The organism is Clostridium sp. AF27-2AA (assembly GCF_003478505.1).
Taxonomy (GTDB): Bacteria; Bacillota; Clostridia; order Lachnospirales; family Lachnospiraceae; genus Brotaphodocola.
The window spans coordinates 1-12,862 of sequence record NZ_QUFI01000053.1; the positions used below are offsets into that span (position 1 = coordinate 1).

Here is a 12,862-nt window from a genome sequence, read left to right on the forward strand (position 1 = left end):
CTGCTTCGGACCTTTTGTGACTATTCTTAAATTGTTATTTTCTATGACCTTCCGGTAAAACAGAATCGTCAGCGCTGTTGCCGCAAACCATCCAAATGGCCATGCCATCCAGATTCCGGTACTTCCAAACTTTGGTGTCAGCAAATGCGCAAACCCGATCCGCAAAATCAGGTCCGGAACCGTTGCCGCTACGAAATAGGCCATGGCCCCGGAGCCGCGGATAATACCATCTGTCATCAGTTTTATGGAAATCATAAAATACAGCGGCGATACGATCCGCAAAAAAGCCATTCCGGCATGGATTGCCTCTTCACTCTCCGCATTCAGGAACAGCCCCATCATTCCCCGGCTGAACACAAAATACAGAATCACAAAAGGCAGCGCTGCAAATTCTGCCAGCTTTATCCCGGTTCGAAAGCCCAGGGACAGGCGTGCCGGTTTTCCTGCCCCCAGATTCTGGGCCGTGTAGCTGGAAAGGCAGGAGCCAAGCGTCATGAAGGTGTTGATGGCAAAGGTATTTAACTTAATAGCTCCGGAGTACCCGGCTACCACAGCGGATCCATAGCTGTTCACGATCTCCTGCACAAACAGGTTTCCTACGCTTAACACGCTCTGCTGCAGAATGCTCGGCACTGCAACAGCAATGATCTGCCAGAGCAGGCTCCGGTCAAACAGCGGTTGTTTCTCCAGTTCCCTGGTATATGCTGCAAGCCTGCGCCACAACGTCAAAAATGCCAGCACCGCCGATACGCCCTGCGCCAGGAAAGTGGCCCATGCCACACCGGCTACGCCCCACTGAAACTGTGCCACAAACAGATAATCCAGAAAAATATTTCCCAGAGAAGAACCGATCAGAAAATACAGCGGCGTTTTCGAATCACCAAGTGCGGTAAATATGCCGGTGCACACATTGTAAAACAGCAGAAAGCTCAGACCGTACACATAAATCTTCAGATACAGAACACCGTCTGCCATAATGTCTTCCGGTGTATGGATCCAGCGCATCATGGCTCCGCTGCAGAAATATCCAAATACACTGAGTAGCACACTCAGTACAAGCACGGAAATAAATGCAGTCGATACCGCACGCCTGAGTCCTGCCTTATCTCCGGCTCCGAACAATCTGGAAATCACCACCGAAGCCCCCAGATTCATGCCCACCGCAAAGGCCATATAGATGATCGTAATCGGGTAGGATGCTCCCACCGCCCCCAGTGCCGATTCCCCCGCAAATTTTCCCGCGATCATGCTGTCCGCGATATTATAGAACTGCTGGAATATCACACTGATCATCAGCGGCAGCAAAAAACGCCAGAGGATCTTATCCGGATGTTCCTTTGTCAAATCTGTGATCATTTGTATCCCTCCATCTCCTTATTACTGTTTACTGTTACTGTTCACGCGTTGCGCAAACAGCAACGGATTTTGCCGATGCTTCGCATTCCAAATCGGCAAAATCTGCTGCCACCACGATATCATACGGCATTTTCAGTTCAGAAAATGCCTACCCGTGTGCAGGTAACTGTTTACTTACATCATACCATACTATGCGCTCTGTTTCATTTGACATTTTGCCTTTATCCGATATAATAATTTCATTATATAACCGTTAATTGTAAACAAAAAGGAGCAACATCATGGAATTACTGCAATTACGATACTTTCTGGTGGCGGCCCAGTATCAGCATATCACAAAAGCTGCTGAACATCTGCGGATTGCGCAGCCTGCCCTTTCCCAGTCTATCCACCGTCTGGAAGCCGAGCTTGGGGTTCCGCTTTTTACGCGCCATAACCGGAGTATTGAATTAAACGAAGAAGGCCGTTTTCTCCAGCAGCGGCTCATCCCTATCTTAAACAGTCTGGATCAGATTCCGGAGGAGCTTCAAAAAGGCAAATACCAGATGAACCATACCGTCCATCTGCGCCTGCTGTCTGCTTCTTCCCTCATCACCAGCCGCATCATTGCCTACCGCAGCCTTCATCCGGAGGTAAGCTTCCAGCTCTATCAGAATCCGGATCAGGATGATAACTTTGATCTTTGCGTATCTGCACGGAGGGCTGATACTGTTTCAGAGCACAGTGCCCACAATGACTTTGCGGACGATGTCATGGTCATGCTGGAGGAGGAGCTCTACCTTGCCGTTCCAACTCATTCAGATTTTGGTCAGAAAACAACAATCCGCCTCTCTGAGACCAGAGACGCGGATTATATCTGCCTTGCCGGTTCCCGCCCTATCAGGCAGATTACCAACAGCTATTTTGAAGAGGAGGGATTTTCTCCTCATATTGTATTTGAAAGTGACACCACGGAATCGGTACGCAACCTGATCGCGGCCGGCATGGGAATCGGGTTCTGGCCCCAGCACTCCTGGGGTACCATCCCGGAAAAGCTGGCAGACTCCCCGGAACAGTTTCCGGTCCGACTGCTTCATATTGAAGACCGCGTCTGCCGCCGCCAGATCACGCTGACCCGCTCTGAAAAAGGGCGGAACAATCCCGTTATCACGGATTTCTGTAATTTTCTTATGTGTCAGAAATAATCTGGGAACAGCTGCATTTTACAGCCCATTATAATGGCCGCCCTTCTGCTGACTCGCTTTTAATCTGCTCAGGGCTCTCGCCATGGAGGCCCTGGACATATGGTACTCCCGGATGCTCTGCTTCTGACGGAGCTGTTCCTTTGCCCGCTCCAGTGCCTGGCGCGCCCGCACCTGATCGATGTCCTCGGGGCGCTCTGCCGTATCCACTACAACGGTCACACGGTTGTTGGCCACCTGGACAATGCCAAGTCCGACTACTGCCCGGTGCCAGTCTGTTTCCCCTGGAATGCGAAACCTAAGCTCGCCCTCCTGTGAAGCCAGAATCATCGCTTCCCGGTGCGGCAGGATGCCTACCTCTCCATCATGGGCCGGCACCACCAGTGCCTCACAGCTGCCATCATAAAATACATGGTCACTGGCTATGACCTTAAGCCAGAATGTCGACATGGCTTTTGCTCCCTTCTGTTTTGAACCGCCAGGATTTTTCCTGACGGTTTCTGTTCTGATTTCTGTTTTGGAATTTCATCTCATCCCTTTTCTGCGTTCTTCGCCATCATATGCGCCTTCTCCACAACCTCGTCGATGGTTCCGACATTGAAAAAGGCTGCTTCCGGATAAGCATCCATCTCTCCGGCAATGATGGCCTTAAAACCGCGGACTGTTTCTTTTACCGGCACATATTTGCCCGGAATGCCGGTAAAGTTCTCAGCCACATGGAAGGGCTGGGATAAGAATCTCTGAATTTTTCTGGCACGGCTTACTGTCAGCTTATCCTCATCCGAGAGCTCCTCCATACCCAGAATTGCGATGATATCCTGCAGCTCTTTGTATTTCTGAAGCATCTCCTTGACCTGGTTTGCTACCTGGTAATGCTCCTTTCCTACAACATCCTCCTCCAGGATACGGGAAGAAGATTCCAGCGGATCCACGGCCGGATAGATACCCTGCTCCACAATCTTTCGGGAGAGTACCGTGGTGGCATCCAGATGCGCAAAGGTCGTTGCCGGAGCCGGATCCGTCAGATCATCGGCCGGTACATACACAGCCTGGACGGAAGTAACGGAACCATTTTTCGTGGAAGCGATCCGCTCCTGCAGTTCGCCCAGATCAGTAGCCAGTGTCGGCTGGTATCCGACTGCGGACGGCATACGTCCAAGCAGTGCCGATACCTCGGAACCGGCCTGGATAAAACGGAAAATGTTATCAATGAACAGCAGTACATTCTGGTGCTCCACATCACGGAAATACTCTGCCATGGTAAGTCCGGTCTCAGCTACCCTCATTCTGGCACCCGGGGACTCATTCATCTGGCCGAATACCAGCGCGGTCTTTTTTAATACGCCAGATTCTCCCATCTCCGTCCACAGATCGTTTCCTTCACGGGAACGCTCACCGACACCGGTGAAAATGGAATAACCGCCATGCTCCGTTGCAATGTTGGTGATCAGCTCCTGGATCAACACCGTCTTTCCGACACCGGCACCGCCAAACAGACCAATCTTACCGCCCTTGGCGTAGGGTGCCAGAAGATCAATGACTTTAATGCCGGTCTCCAGCATCTCCGCCACCGGGCTCTGGTCCTCAAAAGAAGGCGGATCCCGGTGGATCACCCATTTCTGTTCTCCTTCCAGGCTTTCACCTCCATCAATGGTCTCGCCTAATACGTTAAACAGTCTTCCCAGTGTTTTCTCTCCCACCGGTACCTGAATACCGCTTCCGGTAGCCTCCACTTCCATATCACGGTGAAGTCCCTCGCTGGCGGAAAGCATCACACACCGGACCACATCTCCGCCGATGTGCTGGGCTACCTCCATCACGCAGCGCTTTCCCTGATTCTCTACGACCAGCGCATCCTGAATATGCGGAAGGTTTCCATCTTCAAAGGCCACATCTACCACAGGCCCCATGACCTGTATGATCTTTCCCTTGCTCATGACTTTCTCCTTATCTTATCCTGTTATCTCTTTTTCTTTCTCTGTGCCCTGGCACCTCCCACTACCTCGGTAATCTCCTGGGTAATGGCCGCCTGGCGCAGACGGTTATATTCCATAGACAGCTCTGAAAGCAGGGCCGCAGCATTGTCGCTGGCGGACTGCATTGCCATCATTCGTTCATTCTGTTCACTGCAGAAGGACTCCACCAGCGCACCGAATATAAAACCGGTCACATAGTTCGGTACCACATGGTCCATAACCGCCTCCGGTGAAGGTACCATGCGGATTTCCTCCTGATGAATGTCTGCCGGAATGGAAATGCCACTGAAATTCTCTCTTTTTAACGGAAGAAGCTGTTCCATCCGGGTCTCCGTTTTCATACTGTTGATCATCTGGGTATACAGAATCCAGACCTCATCGACCCGGCCTTCCATGAAATCCTCAATCAGTGTGGACGCGATACAGCGTGCCCGGTGCATGGTCGGATTCTGGACCGTATAATGAAACTGCTCCTCAATCGGCAGCTGCCTGGATTCAAAATAAGCACGTCCAAGCTCACCCACCACATACAGGCGGTTGTTTTTCCCGGCTTCCATCCATTCCTGAGCCTGCTTTAACACATTATGGTTATAAGAACCGGCCAGGCCCTTATCTCCGGTTATGACCAGAAGACCGCGCACCCGCTTTTCCTTCGGAATTGTCTCCCGCGTGTCAAAATACGCATGCCGGGTATCCGGCATATGACGCAGGATCCTGTGGATCAGGCTCTGAAGTGTGTAAAAGTACGGCTCCGTATCTGCCAGAAGCTTTTTGCTCTTCTTCATCTTGGTGGAAGAGATCAGATACATGGCACTGGTGATCTTCCTGGTATCCTGAATACTCTTTATTCGGCTCTGGATCTCTCTTGCGTTTGCCATACTGCCTCCTTGAACTCTTTCGCAGCTGCAGTGATTTGCCCTGCAAGCTCATCACTCAAAGCCTTTTTCTCTTCCAGCTCTTTCCCGACCTCCGGATGATGGTTTGCAAACCATTCCAGCATGCTCATCTGAAACTCCTTGATCCGTTCTACAGCTACATCCAGCATCACGCGGTGGGTTGCCGCACAGAGGGTGATGACCTGCTCCTGCATAGACAGCGGACGTCCGAGTGGCTGCCTGAGCAGCTCCATCAGACGCTTTCCATAAGCCAGCTGTTCCTTGGTAGTTTCATCCAGATCTGAACTGAACTGGGTAAAGACCTCCATCTCACGGTACTGAGCCAGGTCAATACGGATACTTCCGCTGGCCTTCTTCATAGCCTTAGTCTGGGCCGCACCGCCCACACGGGATACAGACAATCCTACATTGACTGCCGGACGCTGACCGGAGAAGAACAGGTCACTTTCCAAAAAGATCTGTCCATCCGTGATGGAAATGACATTGGTCGGAATATACGCAGATACATCCCCCGCCTGTGTCTCAATGATCGGAAGCGCCGTAATGGAACCGCCGCCCAGTGCATCGCTTAAGCGACTGGACCGCTCCAGCAGTCTGGAGTGCAGATAAAACACATCACCCGGATATGCCTCACGTCCCGGAGAACGCTCCAGCAGCAGAGACAATGCACGGTAAGCAACTGCATGCTTGGACAGATCATCATAGACGATCAGCACATCTCTGCCCTGACGCATGAAAAACTCCGCCATGGCCGTACCTGCATACGGAGCAATATACTGAAGCGGTGCCGGATCACTGGCAGTAGACGCCATCACAATGGTGTAGTCCATGGCATCGTGTGTCTTTAAGGTATTGACCAGCTTGGCAATCGTGGAAGCCTTCTGGCCAATGGCCACATAGATGCAGATCACGCCCTTGCCCTTCTGGTTTAACATGGTGTCTACGGCAATGGACGTCTTACCGGTCTGACGGTCACCGATGATCAGCTCTCGCTGTCCGCGTCCGATCGGGAACATGGAATCAATCGCCAGAATACCGGTCTCCATCGGCTCGCTGACGGATTTGCGGTCTACAATACCGGGCGCTTCAGCCTCAACCGGAAGCCAGTCCTCCTCTTTCGCCGGTCCCAGACCGTCGATCGGCTCGCCCAGGGCATTGACCACACGCCCTAAAAACGCGTTTCCGACCGGAACACCGGCCCTCTTCTTCGTCCGGGTCACCCGGCTTCCCTCTACGATCTCCGTATCCTTTCCAAACAGGATGCAGCCGATCTCATTTTTCCGGATATCCTGTACCATGCCTTTTACGCCGCACTCGAATATCACGATTTCCCCGTACATGGCATGGTCGATGCCATAGACAATGGCAATGCCATCACCCACCCAGATGACGGTTCCGGTTTCCCGGATTTCCCCTGCGTGAGCGTCAAAATCTGCAATCTCTCCCTTTATGATGGAGATGATCTCCTGAGAACTGATTGTACTCATCTTCTGTCTCCTATCTATTTCCTTCGAACATCCGTCTGAGCTGTCCGCTCAGACTGTAGTCATATTCCACATCACCGGTCTGCAGCACAAAACCGCCGATCAGCTCCGGAGCCTCCTGCATGGACAGCTCCACGCTGTTCTTTCCGTATGTTTTGCACAAAAGCTCCTTCATGGCCTTGACTTCTGCCGCATCCGGTTCTGTCACATAGCGAAGCTTCGCGGAAAGAATCCCTGCCGCCTCGCGGCTCTTTTCATCCCGGATCCGGACCATACTCTCCATCTGGTCCATGCATCCGGCCTCACAGACTTTCTTTAGAAAATTCCGCATGATCCGGGAAAAGTCCGGGTTCTCAAACACCCGGTCAATGATGGTTTCCTTCCTGCTCTGCCGGATCACCGGACTTTCCAGAACCTGCGCAAGCTGCGGATTTTCCCTCAGAATGCATTCACAGGTCCGGATCATAGTCTCCGGAAGCTTCAGCTCATACAACACGGTGCCGTAAAGTCTTGCCTGTTCAGTCATACTTTTCCCCCGTATCTGCCAGAAATGCAGCAAACCGTTTCCGGTCCGCTTCCTGGCCGCTGTTTTCCTTCAAAAGCTTCTCAGTCGCAGTCGCAGCCAGCTCCTTCGTCAGGCCCTGAAGCTCTCTTAACGTCTTTTCGCGCTCCAGACCGATCATCCGGTCAGCCTGCTCCAGTTTCTTTGCCGCATCGTCATCCGCCTGCCTCAGGATCTTTTCATATTCTGTTCTGCCCATCTTCTTCGCATCTTCCAGAATCCGGCCGGCCTGATCCTCTGCTTCCCGCAGAGAGCCTTCATACTGCTCTTTCAGCCGGATGGCCTCCTGCTTTTCACTTGCGGCATCATTTAAATCTGTTTCCACCTGTGCCTGCCGCTTTTCCATGATCTCCATCAACGGCTTCATAAGGAAATGTTTCAGGAACAGATACAGCACCAGAAGGTTGATGACCGTAAAGGCAATATTCCAAAAATTTATGTTTAACATAGTACCTGCCCTTCTCTGCTTCCGAATTTTTGATTATTTCAGGAAGAGAATGATCAGAAGGCCGATTACAAAGCCGTAAATTGCGGTAGCCTCTGCCAGCGCACAGCCAAGAAGAAGCGCCTTGGTGATCTTGCCGTCTGCCTCCGGCTGTCTTGCGATAGCGTCTACAGCCTTAGAGGTTGCAAGGCCGATTCCGATTCCTGCTCCGACACCTGTGATAACTGCTGCTGCTGCACCGATTGCGATTAATCCTGACATAATTCATTTCTCCTTTTCTCTCTCGTTTTAACCTTTTTACCAGCGGCCCGTTGCTTTTATGCTTATTCGACCGCCTCTTTTATATATAATGATGTGAGGAACACAAAGACGTAAGCCTGGATCACTCCATCAAATATATCGAAATATCCGCTGAACGGAAGCGGAACCACCACCGGAAGCAGATACTTGATCAGCGCCATGACAACAACGGCACCAAGCACGTTTCCGAACAACCGCATACAAAGGGAAAGCGGCCGGATAAACAGTTCCAGTACATTGATCGGCGCAATGATCGGAATCGGCTCCGCAAAGCTTTTGAGCCATCCTTTTATGCCCCGTTTCCGGATTCCCGCTGCCTCCACCAGCACAATGCTCATCACTGCAATGGAAGCCGTCACATTCAGATCCTTCGTCGGCGATTTGAAGCCCAGAAGCCCGATCATGTTCGCGATCGCAATATAAAGCATCACCGTGATCAGATACGGAATATACGCTTTTCCGTCTTCGCCGAGAAGATCCCCAAAGAAACGGTAGAGAAACGTAAAACCGCTTTCCAGAGTTGCCTGCTTCTTCCCGATGTTTCTCATCTTCAGGCCTTTCACCAGGATCAGCGAACCGATCATCATGATGGCCATAATGATCCAGGTAACCACCACTGATTCCAGCACCGGAATACCGCCAAACAAAGGAATGGTAAATACCGTGTTGCAGTTTAATTCCTCCATCAGGGATTCCACCAGCTTATCCATATACTCACACTCCTTTCTCTTTTGCTCTGTCCGTAATTATAAGCATCTGTTTTTTTCTTATCAATTTTTATTTTCTTATCATCACATAACATTCACGTTATTAACTGAAATTTTGCACAATTTTCACATCCGCATGATGCAATATTAGGGATTTTTTCAAAAGATGTTTTGATTTCGTCAAAAAAACAGAAGCTGTATTTTCGCTCATTTTGAAAATACAGCTTCTGTTTTTCTATTTTTTGGTAATGTTTATCCCTTATGCTTCATCAATCGCGTGTCCGATATCATGGCGCATATATTTATTATCGAAATCAATCCACTCTGTCGCTTTATATGCATTGGCGCGGGCTTCTTTCAAGTTGGTGCCGGTTGCGGTCACGCCCAGCACGCGGCCGCCGTTTGTCACCACGCGGCCCTGCTCATCGAATTTGCTGCCTGCATGGAAGACATAGTAGCCGTCCCTGTCTTTGAAGTTCTCCAGGCCACGGATCTCAAAGCCCTTCTCGTAATGCTCCGGATAGCCTGCGGATGCCAGAACAACACAGACTGCAGCGTTGTCCTCAAACTCCAGATCGATCTGATCCAGGGTTCCGTCGATGCAGGCCTCGAACAGATCCACCAGATCGTTCTTCATGCGCGGAAGCACAACCTGGGTCTCCGGGTCACCGAATCTGGCGTTGTACTCCAGTACCTTCGGACCATCTGCAGTCAGCATCAGGCCGAAGAAGATGATGCCCTTGAACTCTCTGCCCTCTGCCTTCATGGCGTCTACAGTCTTCTGGTAAATGTGTTCCCTGCAGAATGCATCCACCTGTGGAGTATAGAACGGACTTGGAGAGAAGGTTCCCATACCGCCGGTGTTCAGTCCCTGGTCGCCGTCCTTCGCGCGCTTGTGATCCTGGGCAGAGGTCATGATCTTGATGGTCTTTCCGTCTACGAAGGATAACACGGAAACTTCACGTCCGGTCATAAATTCCTCGATAACGATCTCATCCCCGGCAGAACCGAACTGCTTGTCCATCATCAGGGTCTTGACGCCTGCTTTTGCCTCTTCCAGATCCTTGCAGATCAGAACGCCCTTGCCCAGTGCCAGACCGTCTGCCTTTAATACGATCGGCATCTTTGCGGTTTCCAGATAAGCCAGTGCCTTTTCCGGGTCGTTGAAGGTCTCATATGCTGCGGTCGGAATGCCGTATTTTTTCATCAGGTCTTTAGAAAATGCCTTGGAACCTTCCAGAATTGCCGCATTGGCTCTTGGGCCAAAAGCACGAAGTCCTGCTGCCTCAAAGGCATCCACAGCGCCTGCTGCCAGCGGATCATCCGGCGCTACAACGGTTAAGTCGATCTCATGCTCTTTTGCGAATGCCACCAGTTTGTCAAATTCCATTACACCAATGTTTACACACTCTGCCACCTCTGCAATACCGGCATTGCCTGGTGCGCAGTACATTTTTTCCACCTTCGGACTCTTTGCCAGCTTCCATGCGATAGCGTGTTCTCTTCCGCCGCCGCCCACGATCAAAATTTTCATCTGCGTATTCCTCCTCACACCACAGACAGACCGGTATCTCGCCGGTCTGCCGTTATCGTTCTTTTTATTTTATCTTTTCATTCGCGATCAGGTCAATGGCCTGCGGAAGCAGCTTCCACTCTGCCTGCTCCATTACTCTGCGCTGCAGTGTCTCCGGAGTATCACCATTCTGTACTTCTACTGCTTTCTGCAGAAGGATAGGGCCGGTATCCATGCCACTGTCCACAAAATGAACCGTCGCGCCGGTTACCTTCACGCCGCGTGCCAATGCTGCCTCATGCACCTTCAGTCCATAATAACCCACGCCGCAGAAGGACGGGATCAGGGACGGATGGATATTGATGATCTTATGCTCATATTTCTCAATCATAGCTGCAGGGATCTTTACCAGAAAACCAGCCAGCACGATGAGATCTAAATGATATTCATCCACCTTTGCCAGAAATGCCTCGTTGAACGCATCGCGGCTCTCATAATCCTTCGGGGAAATGCACAGTGCCTCTACACCATGTTTTTTTGCCCGCTCCAGGGCATATGCGCCCGGATTGTTACTGATCACCACCGCAATTTCGGCATTGGTGATCTCGCCCGCATCTACCGCATCCAGAATCGCCTGCAGGTTGGTTCCGCCACCGGACACCATCACTCCGACTCTTAACATAAGGTCACTCCCTTTTCCCCTGCCTCAATGGAACCGATCACATACGGCACATCGCCGGTAGCCTTAATCGCTTCCATGGTTTTTTCCACATCAGCCGGGTCCACTGCCACGATCATGCCAAGACCCATGTTAAAGGTATTGTACATCATCTCTTCTGCAATGTCGCCTTTCTCTGCCAGCATTTTGAAGATAGCCGGTACCTCATAGCTGTCCTTTTTGATCACTGCGCGGGTGCCTTCCTTTAACATACGCGGAACATTCTCATAGAAACCGCCGCCGGTGATATGGCTGCATGCCTTCACGGTCACACCTGCGTTCTTGATACTCTTTAATGCCTTCACATAAATGCGGGTCGGAGCCAGAAGCGCCTCGCCCAGGGTCTTGCCCAGAGCGTCATAATAGGTATCCAGACCTTCTCTGGTCAGCTCTTTTTCAAATACCTTGCGCACCAGGGAAAATCCGTTGGAATGTACACCGGTAGATGCCATGCCGATGAGCACATCGCCAGCCTGTAAATGCTCGCCTGTGATCATCTCTTTCTTGTCGCACACACCAACCGCGAAGCCAGCCAGGTCGTAATCTTCCTCCGGCATCAGGCCCGGGTGCTCTGCAGTCTCTCCGCCAATGAGAGCAGCCTCAGACTGAAGGCAGCCTTCCGCAACGCCCTTTACGATATCCGCGATCTTCTCCGGATAGTTCTTGCCGCAGGCAATGTAATCCAGGAAGAATAACGGCTCGCCGCCTGCGCAGGCAATGTCGTTCACGCACATAGCAACGGCATCAATACCGATGGTGTCATGCTTATCCATGATAATGGCCAGCTTTACCTTCGTGCCGCAGCCATCGGTTCCCGATAAAAGGACCGGCTCCTCCATGTTTTTGATCTTTGCCAGGGAGAATGCGCCGGAAAAACCGCCCAGTCCGCCTAACACTTCCTCACGCATGGTCTTTTTTACATGTTCCTTCATCAGTTCTACTGACTTGTATCCTGCCTCAATGTCTACTCCGGCTTTCTTGTAATCCATCTTTTTTTCCTCCGTGTATCAATCTTATTTCATCTGGGATAAATACTCTTTGTATCCGATGCTTTCCAGCTTGTCTGCCTTCTTCACCACATCGTTTTTCATTTCTTCACTGTAGCTTTTCAGCTTTGCAAGCAGCTCTGCGTCTGAAGTTGCAAGGATCTTGGCTGCCAGAATGCCGGCATTGGCACCGCCGTTGATGGCTACCGTTGCAACCGGAATTCCGGACGGCATCTGCACGATGGAATAGAGAGAATCCACACCGCCCAGGTCAGAGGTCTTCATAGGAATGCCTACAACCGGCATCGGAAACAGCGCTGCGCACATTCCCGGCAGGTGTGCTGCCTTTCCGGCGCCTGCAATGATCACCTTGATTCCCTTTTCCTCTGCGCTCTTCGCCCACTCAAAAAAGATATCCGGCTCGCGGTGCGCGGAAATGATCGTCATCTCATAATCAATTCCGAACTTATCCAGAATCTCTGCTGCCTTTGCCATAATTGGCATATCTGAATCACTGCCCATTACAATTCCTACTTTTGCCATTGTAAGATCTCCTTTTTAGTTTATCACTTTTACTAATAAGTGATTATGTTGTTTAAAGCATTGCTTATTAACATGATAACTGATTTTTTATAGGCAGTCAATACGGAAAATGTAGAAATCAAGCGCCAGCACATCCGCTGTATACAAAAATGCGACGAAAAAGTGTCTTCGACACTTCAACTCCCCTGCCCCTCA

Annotated in this window: 14 protein-coding genes; 1 reads left to right on the forward strand and 13 read right to left on the reverse strand. The window is 50.9% G+C overall.

All coding sequences use genetic code 11. From position 1 onward, the window contains the following. Positions 1 to 1,356 (reverse strand): MATE family efflux transporter (locus tag DWY84_RS16415; RefSeq protein WP_147354313.1); only part of this gene is annotated, 1,356 nt, incomplete at its 3' end. 281 nt (positions 1,357 to 1,637) lie between these two features. On the opposite strand from DWY84_RS16415, the gene DWY84_RS16420 reads away from it, so the two are divergent. Continuing rightward, positions 1,638 to 2,540, forward strand: a complete 903-nt coding sequence (locus DWY84_RS16420) for a LysR family transcriptional regulator (protein ID WP_118534376.1) — start codon at positions 1,638 to 1,640, stop codon at positions 2,538 to 2,540. 18 nt (positions 2,541 to 2,558) lie between these two features. On the opposite strand, the gene atpC is transcribed toward DWY84_RS16420, so the two are convergent. The 12 genes from atpC to purE form a co-directional block, all read right to left on the reverse strand. Further along, the gene (atpC, locus tag DWY84_RS16425) at positions 2,559 to 2,987 is read right to left on the reverse strand and encodes an ATP synthase F1 subunit epsilon (protein ID WP_118534377.1); all 429 of its coding nucleotides are present in this window, start codon (positions 2,985 to 2,987) and stop codon (positions 2,559 to 2,561) included. An 80-nt stretch (positions 2,988 to 3,067) separates the two neighbouring features. Then, positions 3,068 to 4,474 carry a F0F1 ATP synthase subunit beta gene (atpD, locus tag DWY84_RS16430; protein ID WP_118534378.1) on the reverse strand — a complete coding sequence of 469 codons (1,407 nt, stop codon included), beginning with the start codon at positions 4,472 to 4,474 and terminating at the stop codon, positions 3,068 to 3,070. Positions 4,475 to 4,497: 23 nt separating this feature from the next. Further along, a complete protein-coding gene (gene atpG / locus DWY84_RS16435; RefSeq protein WP_118534379.1) occupies positions 4,498 to 5,391 on the reverse strand; it encodes an ATP synthase F1 subunit gamma in 894 nt (297 codons plus the stop codon). Further along, on the reverse strand, positions 5,358 to 6,896 hold the full coding sequence (gene atpA, locus DWY84_RS16440; RefSeq protein ID WP_118534380.1) for a F0F1 ATP synthase subunit alpha: 1,539 nt from the start codon (positions 6,894 to 6,896) through the stop codon (positions 5,358 to 5,360). The genes atpG and atpA overlap by 34 nt, the downstream gene beginning before the upstream one ends. 10 nt (positions 6,897 to 6,906) lie before the next feature. Beyond that, positions 6,907 to 7,419 (reverse strand): ATP synthase F1 subunit delta, encoded by a 513-nt coding sequence (gene atpH / locus DWY84_RS16445; protein ID WP_118534381.1) that lies wholly within the window; start codon positions 7,417 to 7,419, stop codon positions 6,907 to 6,909. Further along, the gene (gene atpF, locus DWY84_RS16450) at positions 7,412 to 7,903 is read right to left on the reverse strand and encodes a F0F1 ATP synthase subunit B (protein ID WP_118534382.1); all 492 of its coding nucleotides are present in this window, start codon (positions 7,901 to 7,903) and stop codon (positions 7,412 to 7,414) included. Before atpF ends, atpH begins: the two co-directional genes overlap by 8 nt. 33 nt (positions 7,904 to 7,936) lie before the next feature. Next, a complete protein-coding gene (gene atpE, locus DWY84_RS16455) occupies positions 7,937 to 8,161 on the reverse strand; it encodes an ATP synthase F0 subunit C (protein ID WP_118534383.1) in 225 nt (74 codons plus the stop codon). Positions 8,162 to 8,223: 62 nt separating this feature from the next. Beyond that, the gene (locus tag DWY84_RS16460) at positions 8,224 to 8,910 is read right to left on the reverse strand and encodes a F0F1 ATP synthase subunit A (RefSeq protein WP_118534384.1); all 687 of its coding nucleotides are present in this window, start codon (positions 8,908 to 8,910) and stop codon (positions 8,224 to 8,226) included. Between the two features lie 256 nt (positions 8,911 to 9,166). Continuing rightward, positions 9,167 to 10,441 carry a phosphoribosylamine--glycine ligase gene (gene purD / locus DWY84_RS16465; protein ID WP_118534385.1) on the reverse strand — a complete coding sequence of 425 codons (1,275 nt, stop codon included), beginning with the start codon at positions 10,439 to 10,441 and terminating at the stop codon, positions 9,167 to 9,169. A gap of 64 nt (positions 10,442 to 10,505) precedes the next feature. After that, a complete protein-coding gene (gene purN, locus DWY84_RS16470) occupies positions 10,506 to 11,102 on the reverse strand; it encodes a phosphoribosylglycinamide formyltransferase (RefSeq protein WP_118534386.1) in 597 nt (198 codons plus the stop codon). After that, positions 11,096 to 12,127 carry a phosphoribosylformylglycinamidine cyclo-ligase gene (purM, locus tag DWY84_RS16475; RefSeq protein WP_118534387.1) on the reverse strand — a complete coding sequence of 344 codons (1,032 nt, stop codon included), beginning with the start codon at positions 12,125 to 12,127 and terminating at the stop codon, positions 11,096 to 11,098. The genes purN and purM overlap by 7 nt, the downstream gene beginning before the upstream one ends. Positions 12,128 to 12,151: 24 nt before the next feature. Next, positions 12,152 to 12,667, reverse strand: a complete 516-nt coding sequence (gene purE, locus DWY84_RS16480) for a 5-(carboxyamino)imidazole ribonucleotide mutase (protein ID WP_118534388.1) — start codon at positions 12,665 to 12,667, stop codon at positions 12,152 to 12,154. Positions 12,668 to 12,862 lie beyond the last annotated feature (195 nt).